Here is a 26,746-nt window from a genome sequence, read left to right as displayed (position 1 = left end):
CCACCGCCAGTTTCACCACCGCCAGTTTCACCACCGCCAGTTTCACCACCGCCAGTTTCACCACCGCCAGTTTCACCACCGCCAGTTTCACCACCGCCAGTTTCGCCACCGCCAGTTTCACCGCCACCAGTTTCACCGCCAGTTTCACCACCGCCAGTTTCACCGCCACCAGTTTCACCGCCACCAGTTTCACCGCCACCAGTTTCACCGCCAGTTTCACCACCGCCAGTTTCACCACCGCCAGTTTCACCGCCACCAGTTTCACCACCGCCAGTTTCACCGCCAGTTTCACCACCGCCAGTTTCACCGCCACCAGTTTCACCGCCGCCAGTTTCACCTTTCAAAAATGCATCATATTGAGAATTTAAAGGGAATGAATGATCATTTCCTACTGTTATTTGTGGATTTAGTGTAGATGTTATTGCTTCGTCACCGTTTAGATAAGAAACAACTGTACCGTTTGGTAATGTAATCCCATTCGTGCCAAATTGAATACTAGAAGATGGTGCATCGGCTAATGGATTAATTGCTACTCCATTAGAAATGTTTGCAATGTCGATATAACCCACTTTAAATTTTTGTTCAAGTTTATCAAAATATGAAACATACAAGTTACCATTTAGTAGCATCGTTTTAGAAATTTGATAGTCATTAGTGACTTTATCAAATGAATAACCACTTGTTTTATCAATGTTTTCAAAAACTACGATTTTTTCATCTGTTGGTGAAATAATTAAATCGCCATACACACCACCACCAAATGATGTATCTTGATTATCATTATACAGAGCATCATATGTTGTATCTGTTGCTGTTGGTAAAGTGTTATGTTCACGTTGGCGAGATAAGTTAGCCTTTTCGTCTGAAAATAAGAAGTAACTTGCATTTACTTCGAGACTGTTTTCTCCGTTACGGTCAATATTGCCCCATGTTGCATCTGTGTTATACCATTTGCCATCAAGCTCTACAAGATTCCAAGCATGGCCTTCTTTTGTATCGTTAATAGTACCAGTAACATATTTCATATTTAAACCTAATTTTGTACCGATTTCATTGTAAAGGTAAGCAAAAGCTTCACAAACGGCTTCATTATTTAAGATTAAAGATGATGGTGCTCCAGCTGGAAGTGAAGTGTCATTATTATATAAAGTAGTTTGTCCCAAATAAGAATAAACTGCATATAGTTTTTCTACGTTTGTTGAATAATTTGCATTTACGTAAGTAGATACTTCGTCAATAAATTGTTCGCGAGCATCCGCCAAAGCGTTTGTTTCTTCAAAATACGGAGTTAATACCCATGTTAATTTATTATCCTCAGATGAAACAAGATGCACAGAATAACCACTTACTAATGCGCCAGAGCTTAAACCTAATTTTTCAACTTCATCCATTAAGCCTGTACCAACTAATGTTGTACCATTAGATAGATTAGTAAGATTTCCTTCTTCTTCAATAACGATAGCACCAGTATGATCTTTGATTTTACTATCTAAAATTTGAGCAAGTTCTTCTTTTGAAGTAACCGAAGTAGCAGCATTGTTAGAAACAATAGATTCTAAAAACTTGTCTTTTTCTTCAACAGAGACATCTTCTAGGAAATCTTGTTCTTTCTTTGCCTCGTCACGAGAATAAGAAGGAGCTGTATTAGTCTCGCTTGTAGTAAGAGTTGGTTGGATGATATCAGTACCTTGTTCTAAAAGTACTTCATCTTTACCTGGTGTTTCAGATGCTTCATCTTCAACAGGTGTTTCAACCTTTTCACTTGGTGTATGTACTTGTTCATCTGAATCTGATGGATTCGTTAGAACTTCGTTAACACCAGTTTCTTCTGAAACATTACTATCATTATTACTATCTACGAATGGTTGTTCAGTTGTTTGATCCGCAGGTGCTTGATTTACCACTACAGGCTCGTTATTTAAAATTTCCTCAGCGTTTGCACTGGAAACACCTGTTACAGCAACGACTGAAGCAACGGCAGTTGTTGCAGCATATTTTAATAAGTTAGAGTTGTTAGTTTTTTTGATTGTCATGTAATCTTCCTCTTTTCACATTTTTTTGGTTTTTAGGTACTAACATGTATTTATTATACACGTTCGTAATACATATTTAAGTTTTATTTGGAAATTGTAGTCCAATAGTTTAAGTTCTAAGAACTATTCTCCTTTCTTTTTAAAACAAGACCTTATTATTAGAAGTGCGGTCTTTGTATGTATCTTTAGTATATATGGTTGACTAAATTTAGTCAACCATAAAAAACAATATTTTCTAATTAATAGATTTGTTGCCTTATTTACGATATCCAGATTGCTTAGAAAAACTATTAAACTCTTTGTAAGTCCACCAATTAAAAATTAAAAATAAGAAAAAATAAAATCTATCTAACCATATAATGAATTAGATTTTTTTCTATGTTAGAAATACAAAATAATGATTATTTGTAGACGTGAACAAAATAAAAATAGAGCCTTTGTCTATTATTTCTGAGACTTGACTCTATCTTTTTTCGGTTTATTTACTTTTACTGTTGGAAATCCATATTTCTCTGATTGTTTTTTTAGAGCTTCAGCTAAATCATTTTTTGCCATTTTTTAATACCCTCTTTTCGATTTATTTATTGTTGTTACCAGTATGTACAATAAATAAATTTTTTAATCATATATCCCCTCCCCCATTCGTAGAATGAGAATAAGTTTAGGACGAAAAGACGGAAACCATGGTTTAAACTGTCAGGGGGAGGCATCCATATGAACGGGGTAGAGGATAAAAAGCGTAAGCAAAGATCAGATAAGAAGAAGGACGTTAAACCATATTTGACATTGGAAACAATTAGCTCATTAAACAGATTGACTTATCTTACTGATGTATACCTTAAAGATTTAGCTGAAGAAATGATTTTATATTCTATTAAAGACAGCAACACAATCTCGCAGCTCTCACAATATTTCAAAAAAGAAATACTTGTTAATAACACTATCTATAGGGGTAGACTAGATAATCCTCAAGTGTCTAAAAGAGAAAATAAGGATACAGATAGGATAAGCACTAGATTAAAAGCAGACGATTATGAGGTTATAAGAGCCTTAGCATATGCTATGGATGTTAGCCGAGCAAGGGTTTGCGCCCTTTTAATCAACGCTAGTATGAATAACATTAATTTTGTTAATAACTATGTTAAAAAACATCTCTCTAAATCGCTTACTGAGCATCAAATGAGAGAGTTAAGAAATCTATTAAAATCGGCTAATTCCGATGGCGAACACTTCTCTTGGGGATCTCTTTTATCTCAAATTGTAGATGAAGTTAAAACACCTGTAGGAAGGATTAAAGATGCAGTAAATACTTTTTTATTAAGCAGAAAATAAAAAGACCAAGATTGTCTTGGTCTTTTAAAAACTAAAATTAGTAGATTAATTGATTTATAGTACCCACTTGTGATTTTTAAAAGTACGACTTATACTAATAATAGTCTGCTATGACATTTACAGTATAAGTCGCTCGTTTGTGAGTGGCTTATTTTTTATTTATTGTATACATACAACACCTTTTCCTACTTAAAAACTAAAGTCGAAATCAGCAAATTTTTCTTTAGTTGAATTTTCTTTTTCTTCTACTTTATCTTTTGGTTCATCCTCAAATAAATCAATCCCAAGATCAGCAAATGCATCTGTATCTGTTGTAGAATGGGCCTGTATTTTTTCAATTTCTACCTCTGCAAATTTTAGTTTCTTATCATTTTCTATATACTGTTCATATTCTTTTACAAGCCCTTTTTCTAGTCTTTCTGGCAATACTTCGGCTTTATAAAATGAATAAACCGATACATTATTAGAATTATCTTCATTTACATACCCTCTGAAAACTGTACTAGAACCAGAAATTGAAAGAACATCATGTACTTTCTCCGCAGCATTATCAATAAACGAACCTCTGCCAAATTTTTCAGATTCCTTCGACTTATCAATAATCCCTAATAATCCAACGTGATGAACTTTACTTACGGCTTCATTATTAGCAATCAAATTAACTTTGCCATGAAGATTACTTTTTTGAAGCGATTCACTAAATAGTTTAGTAATGTCTGCACTATCTTGTAAAGCGTTTATCGGTACTTCTTGTCTTGATAATATTAAACAGCCTTTATGCTCAGTCCATGCTCGTTTTAAATCTTGACTATCAAGTACTACACTCGTTCCACCGATATTTGCACAAACGTTGATTTCATGTATAGTTTGGGCAATTTCTTCATTTGCATAATCACGATAGTTGTCTAATCGTTTCTTTTCTTCTGCTGGTAATTTATCAAACTCGTCAAGGAAAAACTGATTGTCTGGGAAACATACAAATGCAACACTTTTAGTAACATCATTACCTAATTTCCATATTTCCTGTGCAAACTCGTTTACTTGACGCAATACATCGGAACCATCTTCACGTAAAGGTAAACATGCTACTACACCAAGTTTTAAAAAATTTTCTTCAGCAATCTGAAACGCTTTTTTATGGAAATTATTTTTATCTTTCTCGTAATCTTCTCTACCGTACCTTTCAATCATTGCTTCTAGTACAGCTTTGATTTTTGGTTTGTTATGATAATTGTGGAAATCTGTTATTGCTTTTACTATTGTCGCTGTTCCAGTTCCACCACCAAGTCCTGCAAAGAAGATTGTTAAATCATCATTGGTACGTATTTTTTTAGATATGAAATCATTCATTATTTTTATTGCATTTTCATCACTATTTAACAACTTCATTGCTTTTTCAGGGTTTTTACCCATACCACCAATTTCTAGAGAAACTCTATTTTTAGGGTCAATGTATGTTAATCCTTTCAAATCGCCATTATTAGAATTGAAAGCAAGGCAATTGTATGTCTGAGTTCCATTTGTTTGATATTTTGCGAAAACATCAACTATGCGTGAACCAGCTTGACCAAATCCCACCATTGTAATTTCCATTGCTGGTTTATAAGTATGAATAAATTGTTTTGTCATTTTTATTTCTCCACCTTTTTTATTTTCTTTTGAATGTTCATTGCTACTTGTTCGCCTCGTTCATTTAAGCGGATATATTTGTATGGTAGTTTTACTTCAAAGTAAATCAATGAGGCATATGCCAGACGATCTACAATTTTCTCCGCCGTTTTTCTATCAATGTACCCTTCGTTCACATCGTAACTAGTAACTGAACCCCTGTGATTTTTATTTCCAAAACGTCTTTCGATTTTGACATTTTCACAAATGTTTTTAACAGTAACTTGTTTATTTTGCTGTTCACATTGAGCAATATAAAACAATACTTTTCTATTTGTTTCATCTTGACTGAAAATTTCAGTGAATAGTTTGCATTGTTCATCAGTAAAATCGATATGTTTAAATTGAGAGTTTAACTTTTCTTCCATGTTGTGCCTCCTTTCAAATTTATAATTCTATTTACATAGTACCTATAAATGGGTACTATGTAAATAGTTTTTTGGAAAATATATAAAATAATAATGAAATACCCATTAAACAAAGGGTTTATATAGTACCTATATATAGTACCTATAAATAGTTACTATGTTTTTATTTTATAATAAGAAGAAACTAAAAGGGAACAACAATTGACTAAATTTAGTTGACTAAATTTAGTTTTGTGTGATAGGATTTATTTAAATTAAATAGAATTAACTGAAATCAAAAGGTGTAATTCATCTTCATACACCAAAATTTTGTTGAATAATAACGGAACTTTGGTTATTGTTTGTCATGGTGTAAACAAGGTGAATTAATAAATTTTGTGTGATAGTTGTGTCTACTTGTAACTAAGTTTTGTTGTGAAGGGGATAATTCGTAGGAGGAATAAATATGAAATCATTAAAATTAGAAGGTGCAATGAAAAAAGTTTCGGTAATTGGTTTAGCTGCTAGTTTAATGTTCGGTTCTTTAGTAGGTACAAATGAAAATGTTTTCGCTAAAGAAGTAATTGAAAAAAATCTTGAGATTGCAAATTATTTAGAAACAACGGGTGGGATTAAAGTAGCTTATTTCAACGCTCTTTTAAATGATGTAGCTGCCAGAGAAAAACTTACATTACGATATGAAATAAATGATCGTGAGGACTTTAAAAAAGTATTAATGGATATAGAAAAAAAACTGCCTGATCGTATTGAAATTACATCTCAGATTTTCACAGTAAAACAAATTAAAGAAATGTATTATGAGTACAGTGTATTTGCTGATGTTAGGGATTTTCCGAATTTAAAAACACTGTTGCATTATAAGGTGATTAAAAACACCAAAACATTTATATTGTCTGATAATGTACATGTTAAAAAAAGTGTTCATGAAGTTTACTTAAGCTATAGTAATTTTGTTAAAGCTGTAGGTGCAGAATTGAAAACTGAAAATGATAATGATAGTTTGTTAAATGTTTATAATTATGTATTCAATAACTTTAAATATAATGCAGATGGTGTAACAAAAATGGTGGTTGGTAATATTGGTAACGGAGAAATGGCTTGTAATGGTTTATCGAGGTTAATAAAGGATCTATTGAATGAAGTGGATATTGAGAGTAACATTCGTGGAGGTTATAGTCATTTTTGGAATGTAGTAAATCTTGAGGGCAAAGAAACAACGATAGATGTTACAACAGATATTCTCAAGAAAAAAAGATACTATACACTTGGTGACAATTCTAAATTACATAAGAAAAAAGCTATAATGGGTTTTTATGATGCTGAATACGATGTGAATAAATATAACGAAGTAAGCAATATAAAAATTTTATTAGCAGGATAACAAGTTATTAAAATAAAGTTTTAGTTTATAATAACCAAGTTTTGTTAAGATGTGAGGGATTGATATTGAAATAAATAAATAGAGAGTTTATTGGACTTTTTTTATTATCTACTTTTATGTCGATGTTTTTATTGTTAACTTACATTGTGTTAAATTTAGAATTCGCAAAAAATTTTTAAAATGAATTTTGATAATATGAAGGTGGGCTATATTAGTATGTTTAAGATTTTTTTAGTTGGAAAAGGAACCATTCTTGAACGTGAAATCAATAAGTTAATGCTGACAGGTGTATTTTATATACCTACATTTGAAAAAAAAGTTGGTATCAAAGAATTTTGTAGCGATATGAAGGTTCTATATAACAGCAATGATGATACAAACTTATTTTTTATTATTTCTGGACCGAGAAAAGGAATAACTTTAGATAGTTGTTTTAACGAAGAAAATGTGAAAGAAATTACTCTAGAAAAACTGAAATTTATGGTGTCAAATGGATATTCATTAAGAAGTGCAATTCCAACAAAAACATTTCAACATATTAGTTACAAGTTAGAACTAAAATTTCCTGACTTTAGAAGATGGAAAATAACCTCTACTTAAATTAATTTTTTTTATTTTTATAAACCAAAGTTCTGTTGACTTACACCAGAGCTTTGGTTTATTCTGTATTTAGAAATGATTAGAAGTATTTAAAAATTTAGTCATTCTGATTTAAAACATTAATGCAAATTATTTATTGATATGAAAGTGAGGTGTTTTGATATAGGTTTACGGAAATAATTTTGGTTTTATTGACTTGAATAAAAAGAGGTGAATTAATGCTTGGGTGGCATCCGATACAGGATATGATCGACGGTATCAAGGACTTTCTCTTTGAAGTATTCAAGGGTGGGACAGAAGGCTTTTTGAATATGATAACGGAGTTGTTTCAAAAAAGTGTTGATACCGTTCAAACAAACGTTTCAGAGACACCAACAGAATTTTCTCAAACCATAGTTAATAATCTACGCGAAATATCAACTACTGCAATATTACCAGTGGCAGGACTGATATTAACTTATGTATTTTGTTACGAGCTTTATCAGATGGTTGTTGAGAAAAACAGAGGTGGCGATTTTGAAACAGGACAACTCCTATTTTTAATTATTAAAACAAGTGTAATGATTTTACTTCTAAGTAATTGTTTTGATATTACGTTAGCTGTATTTGATTTAGGTAAATGGATAACCGATCAAGTACCAAGTACAGCCTTGACCATACCCGAAAGTGTGGCTAACAACATTTTAGATAATATACCTGAAGGTGATGTAGGAAACGCAGTTTCAATGTGGGTAGTGGCTGGGATTGCTTTAATCATAACTTTTGTTATGTCTGGCATTATTTATTTAGTTGCTTGGAGCAGGATTGTTACTATTATGCTTTATATTTCAGTAGCACCTATTCCTTTCGCAACGTTCCTTAATAAAGATTGGATTGGTTCAATCGGTCAAACATACGTTAAGAATTTGGTAGCTCTAATGCTACAAGGTTACTTCATGATCGTTTGTTTAGTCGTATACGCAGGATTACTTGAAAAGGCGAGTAGCCTTATTACGACACAAGGAAGTGGATTATACGGCTTAATGTTAATGGTTGTTTCTATGGGAATCTTAGTAGTTTCATTGACGAGAACACACTCACTTGCTAAATCAGTAATGGGGGTTCATTGATTATGAAAAGTTGGTACATTAAGAATAAAAACCTACTAATCTTATTTGCTTTCACTTCATTGATAACATTTTTATTAACTTTACTTGAAGTGAATTTTATAGTTACAAATGTTGATGAATTTGAAGAATATGCAAAAACTGGTGTCGTATCAGATACATTAAAATGGATTAGTTTACTTGGATTGTTTAATGTTTCAATGCTTACAATATGGACGTGTTTTTTTATTTATATTATTTTAAAAATTATTTTTCCTAATCGAAAAACAGTGGAAAATGCATTGTTTATTGATGAATTAAATTTTTTAAAAAATATGCCAAATGAACTTAGAAGGGGGTTAGATAAAAGATGAATAATAACTTCGTTGTATCTATTCCCAAAGAATTAAAGTCCATAAAATCAAAATTGTTTCTTGGTTTAACTAAAAGACAACTAATTGGATTTGGTATTGCTCTTGGTTTAGCACTTCCAGTTTTTTTTATGCTTAAAAAGTTTAATTTAAACCTTGCTATGTACGGTCTTTTTTTTACAGCGTTACCTATAATTTTTGGAACAATCTTCACTAAAGACGGAATGCCTGGTGAGACATGGGTAAAAATAATTTTAGAATACAAATATCTCAATCCGCAGCAAAGATGCTTTAAAGTATCGAAAAGTAACAGAAGGCTAGCAGCAGAAAGGAATATGATAAATGTCAAGAAGGTTGGAAAAACTAAATCTATTTCAGGTGCTCCAGAAGCTAGTTGATTCTAAAAAACCTAAAAAAAAATCAACACAAGAAACATTGAATTATAAAAAAATGCATCCTAGTGGAATGTGTCATGTAGGTGGTCAAACTTTCAACAGAATGATTCGCTTTTCTGATATATCTTATCAAGTGTCTCAAGATGAAATGAAACAGAAAATTTTCGCACTATACAGTACATTGTTAAATTCATTTGACGACACGATTAAAATTCAACTTTGTTTTATTAACTATCGAATGAATAGTGAAGATAACGAAAACGAAGTGTTTGAGTACATTTCGAACACTAGTGACATTGAAGATTTCGAAAAATTGAGAAATGAATACTTTTCCTTCTTGGATGAACAAAGAAAAAAAGGTAATAACGGTATTATCAGGAACAAATATTTAGTTTTTTCAATTAAAGATGCTTCGCATGTAAATGCTGAAAGGCGCTTAAGGAGTATTGAAAGTAATATAAAAGACAGTTTTAAAACAATGGGTGTAGGAATGGAAGAATTAAACGGAATTGAGCGTTTATCCATTATCAATTATCTATTGAATGGCAGAAGTGACCATTATCTAGAATTAGAAGAATTAACGAAAGAACAATTAAGTAGTGGAACAACTAAAGATCTGATAGCACCTAAAGAAATTGAGTTTGGTAAATTCAAAGACGAGTTTAAAATCAACGAAAAATTTGGTGCTACTTTACATCTGAAAATAGATGCTACGGAATTATCTGACCGTGTATTAGCTGATTTCTTGGATCTTGATCTTGAAATGATTGTAAGTATGCATATCCGTTCATTAGGGCAGCAACAAGCTGTAAGAATGGTTAAATCAAAAGTATCTGACCTGGACAGTATTAAAATCGAAGAGCAAAAAAAGGCTCTGAGAAATGGTTATGATATGGATATTTTACCGACAGATTTAAATATGCATGTGGCGGAAAGTGGGAAGATTCTTAAAGATTTACAACGTGAAAATGAAAGGTATTTCTATCTCACTTTTACAATTACAGTTTTCGAGGAAAGTAGAAAAGAGTTAGACAATGCGATATTTAGGTTAAGTTCTATTGCTCAAAAACAAAATTGTTCACTGATTAAAATGAAGTATCAACAAGAAAAAGCCTTAATAAGTGCTCTTCCTTTAGGTGAAAACCTAAATGAAACTGACCTAGAGCGTGGGTTAACAACTTCATCTACTGCTATATTTGTTCCTTTTACTACTCAGGAGTTGTATCAGGAAGAAAAAGAGCCAGTTTATTACGGCTTAAACGCTTTAAGTAATAACATGATTCAAGTAAGTAGGAAAAACTTGAAAAATCCCAATGGATTGTTTTTGGGAACGCCAGGGTCAGGGAAATCATTCTCAGCCAAGCGTGAAATAACTGATACATTTTTACGAACAACCGACGATATTCTTATTTGCGATCCAGAGGGTGAATATTATCCATTTATTAAACGTCTAGGTGGCGAAGAAATTAAAATTGCCCTTAACTCTAAGGATTACATTAATCCTTTAGATATCTCGTTAGAATACGGTGAAGGTGAAAATCCTATTTCATTCAAGAGTGATTTTATTATTAACTTAATGCAATTGATAGCAGGTGGTAAAGCAGGACTATCTGCTCGTTCTAAAACGATTGTTGATAGATGTGTTCGTAAAATTTATCGCCCATTCATTGAATCACCTGTAAGCGAAAATATCCCGATACTTGAGGATTTATACAATGCATTTGTTGAAACAAAATCAATTGAAGGCCAAGAGTTAGCAGACGCTTTAGAATTATACGTCTCAGGATCTTTAAACGTATTTAATCACCGTACAACTGTTGATACTAAAAATCGTTTAATTTGTTTCAACATTCAGGAATTAGGTTCTAACCTAAAGGAACTAGGGATGTTAGTGCTACAAGACCACGTTTGGAATAAAGTAACAATTAACCGTAATCGTGATAAAAAAACATGGTATTACATGGACGAGTTCCATAAATTACTTGCTGAAGAGCAAACATCTAATTACAGTGTTGAGTTCTGGAAACGATTTAGGAAGTGGGGAGGCATACCAACAGGTATCACTCAAAACGTTAAAGACTTATTATCAAGCCCGAAAATTGAAACAATCATTGATAATACAGATTTTGTTTACTTACTAAATCAAGCAACTAGTGACCGAACAATTTTACAGCAGAAATTTGAATTTAGTGATTATCAAGCGAATTATATTACAAACTCTAGTGAGGGAGAGGGGTTAATTATTTATTCAGGAATAGTTTTACCATTTAAAGATAAATTCCCTCAAAATAACTCGTTATATCCAGTTATGACAACAAAACCTGAAGAAATTAAGCGATTGAGAGGAGCTGCTAAAATGTGATTAAGAAAAATCCTCCTTCTCAATCTAATGGTAATTTCAGACAGCGAGAAACTGTTCCTAAAAAACTAGAAAACAGTATTGACACAGCAGGGCAAAAGCAAGCTGCACAAACGGCTAGTCTAATGAATGATGGCCCCCAAGTGAATAATCAAGGGAAGTTACAAAAGCAATATTCGAACCAGAATAATCATGCTATCAGCGAAATTCGACAGCAAGAAATCGCAGCTACTACAATTGACAAGCCTTTAATTACAGCGCAACAACAACAATTAGAGCAAACAACAAGCGTAATTGCTGAATCTACTACTAACGAAAAAAAGTCACAGAAACAATTTTCTAATCAAGCAAAATTAGAGTTCCAACAGCAAGAGAGTACAGTTGACAAGATTGTAAAAACTCTTGATACAGCAGAACAACAAGTTGTGCAAACTTCAGGTGTCATTGCTGAATCTGCTACTACTAATGATAGTAAGCTTCAAAAACAGTTTTCTGAACAACCAAAGGAAGGTTTCAAACAGCAAGAAAGTACAGTTGGCAAGACTGAAAAAACTGTAAGTACAGCAGAGCAACAACAATTAGCCCAAACAACAAGCGTAATTGAAGATTCTGCAATTAATGAAAAAAAAACACATAAACCGTTTTCAAACCAGTCGAGAATGGAATTTCAACAGCCAGTTACTACAGTTGACAAAATTGAAAAAACTCTCGATACAGTAGGACAACAAATTGTACAAACTTCAGGTGTCATTGCTGAATCTGCTACTACTAATGATAGTAAACTTCAAAAACAGTTTTCTGATCAACCAAAGGAAGGTTTACGACAGCAAGAAAGTACAATTGGCAAGAACGAAAAAACTCTAAGTACAGCAGAGCAGCAAAAATTAGGGCAAACCACAAAGGTAATTGAAGGAACTACAACAAATCAAAACAAATTACAAAAGCAGTTTTCTGCTCAAGCAGAAAAAAAGCTTCAACAGCAAGGGAATAACGTTGTCAAAAATGGAAGTAATTTAAATATTGTAGAGCAACAACAATTAGCGCAAAAAATAAGTGTAGCTGTAGAATCTTCAAAAAAACAAAGCAAATTATACAAACAATTTTCTGCTCAAGCAGAAAAAAAGCTTCAACAGCAAAAAAATGCAGTTGGCAAAAAAGAAAGTAATTTAAACACAGCCGAACAACAGCAGTCACCTACTAATGGAAGTAAACTTCAGAAGAAAATTTACAGCCAAGCCAGGGAAGGTTTCAAAAAGAAAAAAAGTACAGCTAAGAAGATCGATAGACCTTTAGAAACAGCTGGGAGTAAACAATTTGCACAAACTGTAAAAATGACTTCTGAAAATAACAGTAAGTTAAATAGCACAAAAAATAGCTTGAAAAATTCTAAAAGTAGCACTAGAAGAAAAAGATATATATTACAAACTAGAGCGTTAGCAAATGGAACGCTAGTGGCTTCAGGAAGTGCTTTGAAAAATGGTGCGACAAAATATCAAGGTGAATTAGAAAAAGGCGACGCTGAAGGCGTTAAGTTAGTAAGTCAAGGTGTAACAATAACTAGCAATCTATCATCAAAAAGTATTAGTGGGCTAAGAAAAAAACGGTTAAACGCAAAAAGGGTCAGGAAGCTAAGAAAAAAACGGTTAGAGAGTAAAAGTTTTAAAAAAGCAAAAGAAAATCCTTTATCTAAGGAAAAACCTAGAAGAGAAAGCAGCTTAAAAAAAGAAAGCAGCTTAAAGAAAATATCTAAGACTCCTGGGTTTGCTCTAAAAAGTGGTGCGGCAAAGTATCGAGCCGAATTAGAGAAAGGTGACGAGGGTGTTAAGTTAGCAAGTCAAGGCGCTACTGAAATTGCAAGAGCTTCGAAAAAATTGTCTAAAGGTTTAGGTAAAATCAGTACGAAGTCAGGCAAACTAGGTAAACAAGGTGCTAAGCTAATGCAAGCACGCTTCAATAAAGACAAAAAAATAAAGGCAGCATCTAAGGCTGTTTTAAAGAAGAAGGCTATTAAGAAAAAGTTATATGCACCACAGCGAAATAAAACAAAAGCATTTAAAGGTGTATTATCTAGTTTTTCTAATCGTATAAGCAATATTTTTAAAAGTTTTGGGAAATTCAAACTTAGTAATATTAAAAACTTCATTGAAGCGAAAGTTGCTGCTTATTTTGGCGGTGGTTTGATTTCTGTTTTACCTATTTTACTTATTGCAGTAATTTTTCTAGCAATGGTAGGTATGTTAGGGGCTGGCACATCTCCACAATATACACCTACAAGTGGCGCATCTAAAAATGTATCACCTGAAGTTAAAAAATGGTGTTCATTAATAGAAGAAGAAGCAACAGCGCAAGGTATGGAAGCCTATGTAGATTTATTAGCATCTATTATCATGGTTGAATCAGGTGGTACAGGTACAAGGGATATTATGCAATCTTCAGAATCAGCAGGTTTACCACCCAACACTTTTACTACAGAACAACAGTCAGTGCGACAAGGTATAAAGCATTTAAAAAATATCGTGAATAAGCTGCAACAGTTTAATAGTGGCTATGAAAACAACCATAAGTTAATAGCCCAAGCTTATAATTTCGGTTCAGCTTTCGCAGGATATGTAGGTAATTTAGGAGGCGAATATACTCTCGAAGTAGCTGAGAAATATTCAAGGGATATAGTAGCACCAAGTTTAGGTAACTTTATCGGAGAAACTTATCCTTACATCAATGAAACGTCTACAAAATTGGGTAAACCTTACCTTTATCGCAATGGTGGGAACTTTATGTATGGTGAGTTAGTTGGTCAATATGGTGGTTGTAGTGATCTTGGAGCAGGAATTACGGGAGACTTCAGAACAGTGTTAGATGAAATTGAGAAATACGAAGGTTGGCCGTATGTATGGGGCGGTAAAAATCCAAGTACAGGTTTTGACTGTAGTGGTCTTACATCTTGGGGGTTAGCGCAAATAGGTATAACTTTACCTTCCTATGCTGCATCTCAATATGAGTTGACAGTACCGATTGATCCGAGCGAAGCACAGCCTGGAGACTTGATATTCTTTAAAGGAACCTATGGTTCACCGAATCATATTTCACATGTTGGGTTTTACATAGATGCAAACACTATGTATGACAGTAATGGAAGTGGAGTAGGTTATCACAATTGGAAAGACCCATATTGGCAAAAACACTTTGCAGGAATTAGACGAGTTGTAAGATAAGAAAGGTGTGTTTTATTTGGAAGAACGTTTAAAAAAAATAGAAGAACGTATTGGTAAAAGGGAAGAACGTATTGAAAAATTACTGTCGGATTTGAAAGAAGAAAAAAAGGGTTTAAAAAAAGATAAAGAAACGTTGGTTCAGCTCAAATACGATGGCGTGATAAAACAAATGCAAGAAAATGGAGTTAGTCCTGATGTAGCACTACGAGCTATTGATAATGTGATAGAAAGTAATCAAGAATCAAGAAATAATATTGACCAACAAGGAGGGCGAAACCATGCTAACAACTATTAAACGAGTATTTCTTTCAACAGTATTATTAAGCTCGTTGTTACTTCTTAGTTTATCTAATTCTATTTTAGTCTTTGCGGAAAATAATTCAGAGGTTAAACCAGTTACTGAAGAAACTGCTAAAGAAAAAGATGTAGGTAATGGATCAGTTGCAGAACCACCTTCAGGCCCTGATGTAGATATAGACACAATTGAAAAAGGTGTTGTAATTGACACACCAGCAAGCGTAACAGGCCAAAAAGTTCAAGGTACAGGAACTGTAACTGATTTTAGTACAAATGGATCTAAAGCATTTTATACTATCACAGACACAGAACATAATGTATTTTACTTGATTGTTGACCTCGATAAAACTGATAACAATGTATATTTCTTAACTGATATTAACAAATCCGATCTGGCAGGTTCGGTAGATACTGAAGAAAAAGTTGCCTTTGCGCCTCCAGTAGAACAAGAAACTGCAAAAGCTGAAAATCCTAAAGAAAGTGGAAGTAATTCTTTCTTATTAATCGTTTTATTGCTTGCTGTAATTGGTGTAACAGCTTATTACTTCTTGGTAATGAAAAAGAAACAAGGGCAAAGTAATTCTGATGATGAAGATGAAATGACAGACACTTACGATGAAGAAGATAGCTTGGAAGATGTAGTAGATAAAAAAACTGAAAAAGACGAGTAATAATGCTGATTAAAGTCTATATCAGAAAAAACATGTTTCATCTTCCTATGAAAGAAAGTGAACTGCTAAATCAAGTTGAGACTGCTTTAAATAAAAAGGTTGATAAATCAAATATTGCTAAGTTAAATCCTCTTACAAAAATAGAAGATAACGACAATATATTGGTTGAAAAACAACACACTAATATTTTTCTTCTCAACTTTCTCTTACTGGTTTTAAATCACAATAGTAAAGAAATTACGGAACAAGAATATTACAATGATTCGTTTATCATTTCTAAGCTAGAAGAAGAAACCAAGTTAAACTTAAAAATACTGCCCTTTGAAGCCGTGGAAATAGAAATTAGAAATTATCTATATCCAAATACCGATAAATCACAAATTGTATCAGAAAGTACAGAAAAAAAAGAAACACATTCTTACTTTGAAAACATTCAGTTTAGCGTAAGTTGGTTAAAAGGAGCGAAAAAAGAATTAGACCGGAGGGAGTAATGGCATGAGCAAGAGCATATGGAAAAAAACGAAGCTATCTTTAGTAAGTGGCGCACTTGCTTTAACTCTAACGTACAGTGCAACTAATTTAATTGCGCTGGCAGCAGATAATACAAAACCTGAAATAACTCAGACTGTCAAAAAAAACTACGTGAAAATAACATTCGATAATAGAGTTTTATTTCATGAACAAGTACCCACTGAATCAATTATCCAGATACTTGATACGGATTCTGAAGTTCTTGAAAGTAAGGTATTAACTGGTGACCTTGAAAAAGAACTTGAAGCACCAAAAATCGAGAAGGGTAGTATGTTAAGTTATTGGGCTGTTGAAAAAACGGAAAATAGAATGACGATTTTCCCAGTTTTAATATCGGAAAAGGAGTTATCTGTTAAATTCGTAACTACTGATGGTGGACAACTATTAGAAAACAATGCACTAACAAGAGAAATTGTTAAAAGTATAAATAAGGATGCTAAATTAAAAGATATTCTTCCTGAAGTTAGTCCAAAAGAACATTATAAATTTACAGGCTGGTTTGAATCTGTTAGCACGCTTGAAGGCATAAAAGCAGAAGAAAAACTAAAAGATATTGATGATATTAAGGTTAACGATTCTGGAAAAGAATATCACGCTAAATTTTATCCTGACTACAACGATAACGGAATTGATGATCGTACTGAAGAATTAACCGTGAAATTTGTGACAAACTCGCAAGAAAAAATTGCAGACGTAAATACAAAGGCTGGAGATCGTATCGAATTACCAGCACTTAAAAATAAAGATTCCATCTTTTTAGGGTGGTATACAGATGGGGAATTTAAAAATAAATTTACGAATGATGTTATTACTAAATCCCTTGTGCTTTATGCAAAATGGGGGAAAGCAGACAAGGTAATTGCTGAATCTGAAAAAAACCCAATAACAGACAAGGATATTTCCGATCAAGTCGAAAAAATTTTAAAAGACAGGCTGAAAGATTTAGACATTAATAAAAACAATACTCAAACACCTGTTAAAGCAACTACTCAAACACCAAGTAACAATTTAAATAACTCTAATTCAACTGAAAAACCATCGTATGACAGTAATGCATTTAAAAAAGTGAAATATGTTTTTGATAACAAAAATGTAGGTCAAATTTACATGGTTAAATTCTTTGATGAACATGAAAGTTTCCTTTTTAGTCTTGCCCTACCATACGGTAAAACTATTAAAACATATGATGAAAATGAACTATTCCAAGAAGAATATGCAGTTAGACAAGAAACAACAATAACATTAAATACGAACCATTACATTAATGGAGATTCCGAATTAATTGGATTCGATACTCGCGAAGTTAGGATGAATTCTACTCTTATAACAGAAGTATTTCCTAACGTAAAGAGCAAAAAAAATGAAAATCTTGCATATTCACAAGCTCAAGCAATTAAAGCAGAAAAAGAAAAATCAATTGAAAAGAAAAAGAAAAATACTATTGTTGGTATCTCAATTGGATTGGTTTTGATTGCTGCTATTGGAATAATGTTTTATTTATTCAAAAGAAAAAGAAAGCTAGCCCAAATGTGAAAAACTATTTAAAAGGCGGTATACGCTATGTATGACATTGTTCAAGTCGTTTTAATAGTAATAGGTGTAATATTTCTAATCAAAGGTATTGTAAGTCTTGCAAAAGGTTATAACATAGTTAAATTATTAACTATTTTTATAAATATAGTATTACCAAAAACTAACGTAGAAAAGAGGAAATAAAAATGGAATTTTTTGTTAAAGGTGTAGATGTATTTGTAAAACTTTTAATTTTAATCGGTGCAGGATTAGGTGGATGGGGCGTAGTTAACCTTTTAGAAGGTTACGGTAACGATAACCCAGGGGCGAAATCACAAGGCATGAAACAATTCATGGCTGGCGTAGGAATTGTGCTAGTTGCAACGTTACTTATTCCAGAATTAAAAGGTTTATTTGCATAAAAACAAAGAGGGCGAGTGTAATTACTCGCCCTTTTATATTACTAAAGGAGCTATAACATGGAAAAAATAAAAGAAAATAAAATCTATATTATTTTAGGTTCAATTCTCTATATTTTATTAAATTATCTCTTTTATTATTTTAGGGTGACATTTGCAAGTGATACACTTGCTGGCTTTAACTATTTATTCTCTGAACCCAAGTACCTTCTATATGCTTTCCCTCTGTCCTTTAACAAAATTGATTTCTTTTTACCGTTATTCTTAGTGGCTTTAGCAGCGCTGGCAATCACCGAAAAGAAAAAGAACAAGAAAAAGTATAAAAAGGGGGCAGAACATGGTTCAGCTCAATGGGGAACTGTTAAAACAGATTTGAAAAATATGTACGACGAAAAAAATGAAGATAATAATATTTTATTCTCGCAAAACACTAAGATTCGACTAGATGATAAAAACGCACCATTTGAAGTGAGACGCAATAAAAATGTTTCTGTGATCGGTGGTTCAGGTAGTGGTAAAACTCGCTTTTTCGTTAAACCAAATATGCTACAGATGAATGCAAGTTTTGTTTGTACTGACCCAAAGGGAACAATCGTTAATGAAATTGGAATGGCATTAAAAAATAAAGGCAATTACAGAATTAAGATATTAAATACCGTGAATTTCAAAAAAAGTATGCACTACAACCCATTGTCATACGTGGAAAATGAGCAAGATATTTTAAAACTAGTTGAAACGATTATAGCCAATACAGGTGGTGCTGGTGGGAAAGAAAAAGCAGAGGATTTTTGGGTTAAATCAGAAAAATTACTCTATCAATCTTATTTAAGTTTAATCATTTCGAAATTTCCTAAAGAAGAACAGAATTTACCGACTCTTATAGATTTAATCTCTTATTCTACTGTTAGAGAAGATGATGAAGATTATAAAAATCCGATAGATTACTTATTTGAGGCATTAGAAGAAGAGGATAGTAATCATTTTGCAGTAAAACAATATAAAGCCTATAAATTAGCGGCTGGCAAGACAGCAAAGAGTATTTTAATCTCATGTGCTACTCGATTAGCACCTCTAAATATTCCAGCTGTACGTGAATTGTTGTCGAAAGATGAACTTGATTTAACTACACTTGGCGACAAAGGGCGTAAGACAGCACTGTTTGTTATTGTTCCTGATACTGATGCTACATTTAATTTCATTGTCGCTATTATGTACTCACAATTATTCAACATGCTTTGTACAATAGCAGATGAAAAATACAAAGGATCACTACCAACCCACGTTCGATTTATGTTGGACGAATTTGCCAATATCGGGTTGATTCCTAACTTTGAAAAATTAATTGCAACGATTCGTTCAAGAAATATATCGGCCACTATTATTTTACAAGCCTTATCACAACTTAAAGCAATTTATAAAGATAATGCAGATACGATTATAGGTAACTGTGATACTACTATTTTTTTAGGTGGTAAAGAAACCTCCACAGTTAAATCATTGAGCGAAGAACTAGGAAAAGAAACAATTAATGATTATAACGAATCAAAAACACGCTCAAATAGTGATAGTTTTGGCCAAAACTATTCTAAATTAGGTAGAGATTTAATGACCAAAGACGAGTTACTTACGATGGATCGTAATACTTGTATCGTACAAATTATTGGTAAAAGACCTTTCAAAGATAAAAAATATGATTTAACTAAACATCCTAGATATAAATACCATTCAGATGGTGAGAAATATTGGTTTGATGTTGAGAAATATTTAGTTGCACTCCAAAAAGCTAAATATAAGAAGGCAGCTCCAGGAATACAGAATATGAAATTAACAATTACAACTATAGATGATTCAGGGAACGAAAATAACATTGCTATTTAATTTGTAATAAGTATGGCATTGATATTTTAATCATTAGACTAAGTGAAAAAAGGGGTTTTATAAATTGAAAGAAGTATCTACAGATTTATATCAGCAAAAAGAGAATATCTTGCTAAAAGAATGGCTGTTTGATTTTGATGAAAATAATACTACTAATATTGAAAGACAAGGGAAATGTATTGAAGTACCAATAAATGAAATACAAAAAGGAGATATATTATTAGATTATCTTACTGCTGAAATGAATATAAATGAAGGTTCAAAAATAAACTTGTTAAATTTGGCTGTAAATTATCCAGGTACTTCTTTTGTGAAAATTGGAGAAGTCATAAGCTCTGAGAAAGAAAGTATGGATATGTACATCCAAAAAATCAAAGTGAAATACCAAGATTATTTATCAGAATTCAAAATCGATAAAAATTTGGTTCAAAACGAAAATGAAACATTCAGTTTGAAGGATATGTATTATTCATCTGAAATTCAAAACAAAACAAATAAAGTCATTAATAAAGCCATTCGAACAGGTGGAGAGTTAGACAAGATTATTAAAAAAATCCTTGTGCAGAATCAACTTGAGCCTAAAGAAGTTTATAAAGTCAAAGATATGATTACTGCTGACGGTGAAGGATTAAATAATAAAATTCTATATTTAGAAAATAAAGAAGGGACAATAAAATCTTACAATATCGGAAATCCGATTAATGGAATTAAATACATTAAAGGAGAACAAATTCAGTTAGAAAATGTCCTCCGTAATAGTATTTCATTACTGGAAAAAGCTTGTAAAAATATCGAAAAGAAAATGGCACGCCAACTAGAGCGATAACATACCTTGAAAACTAAATTTAGTCAATTTTATTAATGGAGGTTAAGAAATGAAAGTAGTTATACTATGCGAAAAACCGTCACAGGCGAGAAATATCGGGAGTACACTTGGTATTGAAAATAAACATGAAAATCACTTTGACATTAAAAAATCAGAGTTACTACCTCATGGAGCTATACTAGTTTGGTCTGTTGGTCATTCAGTTTCCTTAAAAGAACCCCAGGAGTATGATCTTAAATACAAAGATTGGCGGTTAGAGGATTTACCGATAAAACCACAAAAATATGAATATAAAGTTGATGAAAGTAAGCAAAAACTATTTGATACCATGAAACAGCATTTATCTGAAGCCGATTTAATTATTAATGCTACTGACGCTGGAATCGAGGGTACACATATATTCTTTTCGGTACTTGAAACTGCAAATATTGATACATCGAATAAGACGCTTAAACGCTTCTGGGTGTCGTCAGAAGAAAAAAGTGAGATATTACGTGGTTTCCGAAATTTAGAGCCGATAGATAAGGATTTACTACGCTTTGAGCGAGGGAAAGCCAGGGCGATTAGCGATTGGTATTTAGGTATGAATATAAGTAGATACGCAACACTTAAAGCAAAAGAAAAAACTCCTAATCTACCTAAAATCGCAATTGGACGAAACATGCAAGTGGTACTATCTATGGTTTATCAGCGACAAAAAGAGATTGAAAACTTCATTCCTACTTCTTTCTATGAACTTGATGCTAACTTTGTTAGCGAGGCAAGCCAATACAAGGGGAAATCTAAGTTGAAGTTTGATAATAAAGCCGAGTTAAAGACTTTCTTAGAAAAAAATAATCTAGTTGCATGTGCAAATCTTGAAGCCGTTGTTTCAAGTGTCACTAAAGAAACTAAGTCGAAAAATGCCCCTACATTATTAAGTCTTTCATCACTTCAAAAACTAGCATTTAAGAAATTTAAATACAGTCCTGATAAGACAAAAAAAATAGCGCAATCTCTCTACGAAAAGCGTGTTTTATCATATCCAAGATCAGATTCACGACACATTAGTGAAAATGAATATGACTATTTAAAAGAGCTAGTGAGTGATTTCAAAAATCTACTTAATGTTGATTTTGAGCCGATTTTCAAACCATTAAAAAAGCATGTTGACGCCAGTAAACTAACTGACCACTATGCACTTCTTCCTACTCGAAAAATCGCTAATTTAAACGAATTATCATCGGAAGAACGTAATCTTTATATTGAGGTTGTGAAAAGTGCTACAGCTCTTTTCATGGCTGCTTATCAGTATGAAGAAACAAACATAATTACAACTATAAATGATGTACCATTTCATACATCTGGCCGTATAGAAAAAGTACGTGGTTGGAAAGAAATTCTACAAGATGCAGATTCAAAGGATACAGTTTTACCAAGTGTTATCGAGGGACAAAGAATATACGGCACTCTTATAGAAAGTGAAGGACGTACAAAAGCGCCTGAAACGTACAATGAAGGTAAATTAATTGAGTTAATGGAATATCCAGGGCGAACACTTGATAATGAAGAATTTAGTGAAGAACGAGAAATATTATCTGAAATAAAAGGAATCGGAACTGCTGCCACTCGTGATGAAACAATAAAAAAACTGTTCAGCAATGGATATATGGATTTAACAGATAAAAAAATGGTGTACGTAACAGATATAGGTATTTCTATATGTAAGTTGGTAGATGGTACAAGCCTTGTTAGCCCTGTAATTACAGCAGATTGGGAAAAAGCATTAAAAGATATTGAAAAAGGAACTATGAAAGGTGAGGAATTTATTATGACAATCGAAAAAGAAGTAACAGACATTAATGAAAAAATCACTGAAAATATCGAAACAACTGAGTTTAAAGCAAAAGACGAAGATGCCCCGATTTGTCCAAAATGTAAACAGGGAAGAGTTATAAATAAAGGACAAGTATATGGTTGTTCCCAATATAAAGAAACTGGTTGCGACTTCTCTATTTTTAAAACAATCGCTAAGAAATCTCTATCTGAAAAACAGGTTCATGAGTTAATTGAAAAAGGGGAGACAGGCATTATTAAAGGCTTTAAATCAAAGGCTGATAAACCGTTTGCTGCTATTTTAAAGCTAAATGCAGAGGGTAAAATAGATTTTATATTTCCGCAAAATGCAAAATGTCCTAAATGTAAAAAAGGAGAGATCGTCGATAAAGGGAAATTAGTCGGCTGTACTCATTTTAATGAAACTGGCTGTAATTTTGCTATTTTCAAAACGATAGCAAAAAAAACACTTTCTGAAAAACAATTAACTGACTTAGTTACAAAAGGGAAAACAGGGAAAATTAAAGGTTTAGTAGGTAACTCAGGGAAAGAATTTGATGCTAAATTGATATTAAATACAGACTTTAAAGTTGAATTTGATTTTAGTTGATTGGCTATTAGCAATAAAAAAGAGTTAGAGGAATGAGCAGATTAAATCAATTAAAAGGAGATAGAGAAATGTTTGTTAATTATAATTTAGGAGAAATAAAAAATGGAAAAATAAGTTTGAATAAAGAAGTTCAAGAAGATGTGATGTTAATTGTTCAGTCTTTCGAAAATGAATGTATTGATATTACTAATTGGAGTTTGTTTGAAATAGCTGCTACGCACAGAACATATGGCTTCGAAAATAAAAATGACATGGTTTATATGGAGATAAAAAGTACTGGGGAAGTCTTACCATGTTACTTTAAAAATCATGATTTAAATGCATATGGGATATTTGTGGCTGATTCAATTAATGAGGCAATAAAACTATATGAAAGGACATATAAACCTAAACCACCCTTTAAGGAATATAAAAAAATAGATGGGCCAATTACAAAAATTAGTCCACCGCCTGAAAAACTAAACAATAACAAAATAAAGCCTGTATCATATCTTATTCATTCTATTGGTGATGAATTTGGCGTCTTAGTACATCGGGAACTAAGTGAAAATGAGCTGGCTTCAGATTATAAGGACGATGAAATAATTGAGTATGAGGGCCAATTATACTTATCCTGTATTTTAAACCTTGCAACTGAAGAAGAAGCTCTAAGTGCTATCCACAGTTATTTTAGGGCCTATGAGACTTTGAATGACGAGAAGTTTATTGCTCGTTTAAATAAACCAGAACAAGATACTCAAACAGTGAAAGATGATTCTTGGAAAGAGCCGAAACAACGGAGGATCGGATATGTTTTTTCATTCAATTTAAGGGGTGTTAAAAAAGATTCTGAACATTGTGGTGAGATTTATTCTTTAGATGTAAACGTCGTACCTAATTATGATGTAAATTCTGATACGGACGAAGAACTATATATAGATGGTATATCGTTAAGTGATTTTATAATTGGCTACCTCGATTTAGGGGAAGAAGTAATGAAATTTACAGTGAAACCTAATCCTTATTTTGATAGTGTTACGATTACTGGCTATTATGGTGGTTTTTCTATAAATAGTTGGCTGGAACCTGAAGAAATCACAAAAGATAAGTGCGAACAGTTGCTCAAGGAGTATTTTTCAGCAGTTAAAAATGACAATGCTTTCTTTGAAAGAACAGGTGAAAGTGTAGCTTATTTTTATGTTGATATGGGCTTAGAGGACATGTTCAGCAGTATGCCAGTAGAAGAATTAAGAGATAATAGTGATACACTTGCAAAGCTGATTAAGGAAAGTAACATACCAATGTACGGCCACTTTTTAAAGGATTATGAACAAGACGGATTACATTTTAAAAAAGGTGAAGAATTTTGTCTTGTGAAAGAAAATAATAATTCATATTCAGTGGAAACATTAAAGCAAAAAGCTACGATTTCCTTATCTAAAAACTTAGAAGAAAAAGTATTTGTTTTTTAATTTGGGCGGCAACACCAACAGCGCCCAGGAGAGCCAAAAACGCTCTCTAGGGTGCTGTAGGTGTCAATGTGCCACTAAATAGCTCGATAACCACGGCCTGTACGGCTCATTCTTCGCCTACATTCCGTAGGTTCCTGATCTATTTGCCTATCGGCACGCACCCCATGAGCCGAAAAGATGAAAACCTTAAAAGAATAAAGAAAAAGGAAGGCAGCCAAAAAACGGCTGCTTTTATTGTGGTCTTTTTCCCTTTGGCGCAGCGCAATTTACCAACTTAACGCCTGACATCGGCCTGGAATTGGGCGAGCCTCGATACTCTTCCCAATCCCCTGCCGTGCAGGCGTAACACAGCTCCAGCAAGGGGCAAAAAACTTTTTCTTAACGTGCCTGAAGGCAGAAAAACTTTTTGTGCTGTTAACCCTGGCTTCGCTCTGTTTGCGTTGGTGAACTTGCAGCAACCAAAGGGGAAAAATTCTCCCTTTTGGGGAACATTTAGCGCTTTGCCAAAAGCAAAAAGGAGAAAAGACAATGACAAACATTAAAAATCAAGAAACAAAAACACAAGAACAAAATTTCGCAGGTGCAGACACAATAAGAAAATGCAGAATATGCGGTGATTATATGATTTCTGGACACATTGACGAAGATAATAATTTTCATTATTACTGTTCAAAGGTATGTTTAGATAAAGTATTTTCAGAAGAAGAACAAGAAATTGGTTATGATAATGGCACTTTATATTATACAGAATGGTATGATTCAGAAGTTTTTGTGGTATTTGACAACCAGTATGCAGAACTTGAAGATGCTAAATATATAAAAGAAAAACATGGGAATAGTTTCACTTTAATTGAGGTGAAAACGATTGATTTTAACTTTCCAGTTTTCAAAATTGTCGATGGTGAACAAATCGAAATTGAGGAATTATCTTAAAAATCCACTGGAGAAATATAAAAGGGTAGTCCAGAATTTTAATCTGGACTACTACAAAAAGAAAATACATTATCAGGGAGGGCACAGTATGGGAAATGTTCAATATGAAGCAATAAATTTAAAGGGCTTAAAATTTAAAAATGGAGAAGGGTTAGTGTGTGAAATACAGAGTCATTTCGGATTATATGTTGAGGGTAAAGGCTTTGTTTCATTTATCGACAATGGAAAAAAAGAACTTGTTAAATTGCCATATGCTAACAATAAAAAAGTCATTAATGAAATCATTAATGCAGGGGGATTAATTAATTTTTCTAATGTAGAATTTTTAAATCCAATTTAGTGAAACCAATAATAAATAACGCTGTGAGACGAATTGAAAATGCAATTTATATATAACTATACGCCTCTAATCGTCTCGCGGCATATATTAAAAGAAATGGGGAATTAAAAATGGAAAATCAGGTATTAGACATTTTGAAAAGATTAGAGGTATTTAGAAATAAAATCAACAATGGTGAAATTCAAAAAGGCGATTGTGATTGGTTAATTAGAATGTGTGAAGCAGAAGTTGCACAAGGGCATTTTAAAACTAGAATGGAATGGGTTGAATTATTAAATAAAAAGTAATTGGGGTGTTGAAATGAAAAGAAAGAGCATTACTAATGAAGAGAAAGCTAGAAAAATCCTTGTCAATATGATGACTGGTTTTAGGAAGGTGAGAAATAAAGAACAGATGCTTAATAATGTCGGTTGGTATGATTTTGCTAGTGGTATACACAACTTGGAATTAACTAAAAAGATAATGGAATCTGAAATTGATAACGTTTTTATATTTGAAATTGACTAAATTTAGTCGGATGGGAATTGTTGTGAGAGTGTTTATATAATAATTGGTTGTCATGCTTAGGGCGGCAGCACCAACAGCGCCCAGGAGAGCCAAAAACGCTCTCTAGGGTGCTGTAGGTGTCAATGTGCCACTAAATAGCTCGATAACCACGG

The 26,746-nt window shown here is 32.7% G+C and carries 24 protein-coding genes; 21 read left to right on the top strand and 3 right to left on the bottom strand.

What is annotated here, in order from left to right:
• Positions 1-2,033 (bottom strand): transglutaminase domain-containing protein (locus ACIQZG_RS22675; RefSeq protein WP_402758133.1); only part of this gene is annotated, 2,033 nt, incomplete at its 3' end.
• Positions 2,034-2,747: 714 nt separating this feature from the next.
• On the opposite strand from ACIQZG_RS22675, the gene ACIQZG_RS22670 reads away from it, so the two are divergent.
• On the top strand, positions 2,748-3,365 hold the full coding sequence (locus tag ACIQZG_RS22670; protein WP_402758132.1) for a hypothetical protein: 618 nt from the start codon (positions 2,748-2,750) through the stop codon (positions 3,363-3,365).
• Between the two features lie 189 nt (positions 3,366-3,554).
• Here the strand turns inward: ACIQZG_RS22670 and ACIQZG_RS22665 are convergent, their stop codons facing one another.
• Complete coding sequence (locus ACIQZG_RS22665) at positions 3,555-4,994, bottom strand: cell division protein FtsZ (protein WP_402758130.1); 1,440 nt, start codon at positions 4,992-4,994, stop codon at positions 3,555-3,557.
• Between the two features lie 2 nt (positions 4,995-4,996).
• Complete coding sequence (locus ACIQZG_RS22660; RefSeq protein WP_402758128.1) at positions 4,997-5,401, bottom strand: hypothetical protein; 405 nt, start codon at positions 5,399-5,401, stop codon at positions 4,997-4,999.
• A 445-nt stretch (positions 5,402-5,846) separates the two neighbouring features.
• On the opposite strand from ACIQZG_RS22660, the gene ACIQZG_RS22655 reads away from it, so the two are divergent.
• From ACIQZG_RS22655 to ACIQZG_RS22560, 20 genes are all read left to right on the top strand, one after another.
• The gene (locus tag ACIQZG_RS22655; protein ID WP_402758127.1) at positions 5,847-6,782 is read left to right on the top strand and encodes a hypothetical protein; all 936 of its coding nucleotides are present in this window, start codon (positions 5,847-5,849) and stop codon (positions 6,780-6,782) included.
• Between the two features lie 216 nt (positions 6,783-6,998).
• Positions 6,999-7,382 (top strand): hypothetical protein, encoded by a 384-nt coding sequence (locus ACIQZG_RS22650; protein WP_402758125.1) that lies wholly within the window; start codon positions 6,999-7,001, stop codon positions 7,380-7,382.
• Positions 7,383-7,600: 218 nt separating this feature from the next.
• Positions 7,601-8,491, top strand: a complete 891-nt coding sequence (locus ACIQZG_RS22645) for a VirB6/TrbL-like conjugal transfer protein, CD1112 family (RefSeq protein ID WP_402758123.1) — start codon at positions 7,601-7,603, stop codon at positions 8,489-8,491.
• Positions 8,492-8,493: 2 nt separating this feature from the next.
• Positions 8,494-8,841 carry a hypothetical protein gene (locus tag ACIQZG_RS22640; RefSeq protein ID WP_402758122.1) on the top strand — a complete coding sequence of 116 codons (348 nt, stop codon included), beginning with the start codon at positions 8,494-8,496 and terminating at the stop codon, positions 8,839-8,841.
• Positions 8,838-9,236 (top strand): PrgI family protein, encoded by a 399-nt coding sequence (locus ACIQZG_RS22635; RefSeq protein WP_402758121.1) that lies wholly within the window; start codon positions 8,838-8,840, stop codon positions 9,234-9,236. Before ACIQZG_RS22640 ends, ACIQZG_RS22635 begins: the two co-directional genes overlap by 4 nt.
• Positions 9,193-11,595, top strand: coding sequence for a VirB4-like conjugal transfer ATPase, CD1110 family (locus ACIQZG_RS22630; protein WP_483869797.1), 2,403 nt, complete (start codon positions 9,193-9,195; stop codon positions 11,593-11,595). The genes ACIQZG_RS22635 and ACIQZG_RS22630 overlap by 44 nt, the downstream gene beginning before the upstream one ends.
• Positions 11,592-14,804 carry a lysozyme family protein gene (locus ACIQZG_RS22625; protein WP_402758117.1) on the top strand — a complete coding sequence of 1,071 codons (3,213 nt, stop codon included), beginning with the start codon at positions 11,592-11,594 and terminating at the stop codon, positions 14,802-14,804. The genes ACIQZG_RS22630 and ACIQZG_RS22625 overlap by 4 nt, the downstream gene beginning before the upstream one ends.
• A gap of 16 nt (positions 14,805-14,820) precedes the next feature.
• Positions 14,821-15,099, top strand: coding sequence for a hypothetical protein (locus tag ACIQZG_RS22620; RefSeq protein WP_402758115.1), 279 nt, complete (start codon positions 14,821-14,823; stop codon positions 15,097-15,099).
• Entirely contained in the window at positions 15,083-15,772 is a 690-nt protein-coding gene (locus tag ACIQZG_RS22615) for a CD1107 family mobile element protein (RefSeq protein ID WP_402758113.1), read from the top strand. The genes ACIQZG_RS22620 and ACIQZG_RS22615 overlap by 17 nt, the downstream gene beginning before the upstream one ends.
• 47 nt (positions 15,773-15,819) lie before the next feature.
• Positions 15,820-16,263 (top strand): hypothetical protein, encoded by a 444-nt coding sequence (locus ACIQZG_RS22610; RefSeq protein ID WP_402758111.1) that lies wholly within the window; start codon positions 15,820-15,822, stop codon positions 16,261-16,263.
• Positions 16,264-16,267: 4 nt separating this feature from the next.
• Positions 16,268-17,836 carry an InlB B-repeat-containing protein gene (locus tag ACIQZG_RS22605; protein WP_402758109.1) on the top strand — a complete coding sequence of 523 codons (1,569 nt, stop codon included), beginning with the start codon at positions 16,268-16,270 and terminating at the stop codon, positions 17,834-17,836.
• A gap of 185 nt (positions 17,837-18,021) precedes the next feature.
• Complete coding sequence (locus tag ACIQZG_RS22600) at positions 18,022-18,237, top strand: Maff2 family mobile element protein (protein ID WP_402758107.1); 216 nt, start codon at positions 18,022-18,024, stop codon at positions 18,235-18,237.
• 57 nt (positions 18,238-18,294) lie between these two features.
• Positions 18,295-20,112 carry a VirD4-like conjugal transfer protein, CD1115 family gene (locus ACIQZG_RS22595; protein WP_402758105.1) on the top strand — a complete coding sequence of 606 codons (1,818 nt, stop codon included), beginning with the start codon at positions 18,295-18,297 and terminating at the stop codon, positions 20,110-20,112.
• Positions 20,113-20,176: 64 nt separating this feature from the next.
• Positions 20,177-20,938, top strand: coding sequence for a hypothetical protein (locus ACIQZG_RS22590; protein WP_402758104.1), 762 nt, complete (start codon positions 20,177-20,179; stop codon positions 20,936-20,938).
• A 49-nt stretch (positions 20,939-20,987) separates the two neighbouring features.
• Positions 20,988-23,363 carry a type IA DNA topoisomerase gene (locus ACIQZG_RS22585; RefSeq protein ID WP_402758101.1) on the top strand — a complete coding sequence of 792 codons (2,376 nt, stop codon included), beginning with the start codon at positions 20,988-20,990 and terminating at the stop codon, positions 23,361-23,363.
• A 32-nt stretch (positions 23,364-23,395) separates the two neighbouring features.
• Positions 23,396-24,814 (top strand): hypothetical protein, encoded by a 1,419-nt coding sequence (locus ACIQZG_RS22580; protein ID WP_402758099.1) that lies wholly within the window; start codon positions 23,396-23,398, stop codon positions 24,812-24,814.
• Between the two features lie 528 nt (positions 24,815-25,342).
• Positions 25,343-25,747, top strand: coding sequence for a hypothetical protein (locus ACIQZG_RS22575; protein WP_402758097.1), 405 nt, complete (start codon positions 25,343-25,345; stop codon positions 25,745-25,747).
• A gap of 88 nt (positions 25,748-25,835) precedes the next feature.
• Positions 25,836-26,087 (top strand): hypothetical protein, encoded by a 252-nt coding sequence (locus tag ACIQZG_RS22570; protein WP_402758096.1) that lies wholly within the window; start codon positions 25,836-25,838, stop codon positions 26,085-26,087.
• Positions 26,088-26,197: 110 nt separating this feature from the next.
• Positions 26,198-26,374 carry a hypothetical protein gene (locus ACIQZG_RS22565; protein ID WP_402758094.1) on the top strand — a complete coding sequence of 59 codons (177 nt, stop codon included), beginning with the start codon at positions 26,198-26,200 and terminating at the stop codon, positions 26,372-26,374.
• A gap of 13 nt (positions 26,375-26,387) precedes the next feature.
• A complete protein-coding gene (locus ACIQZG_RS22560) occupies positions 26,388-26,594 on the top strand; it encodes a hypothetical protein (protein WP_402758092.1) in 207 nt (68 codons plus the stop codon).
• The last annotated feature ends 152 nt before the right edge of the window (positions 26,595-26,746 follow it).

This window comes from Lysinibacillus sp. NPDC096418, assembly GCF_044762775.1.
In the GTDB taxonomy this organism is placed as follows: domain Bacteria; phylum Bacillota; class Bacilli; order Bacillales_A; family Planococcaceae; genus Lysinibacillus.
The sequence above is the reverse complement of the archived record's forward strand: the minus strand, read 5'-3'. Positions and strand labels throughout refer to the sequence as shown.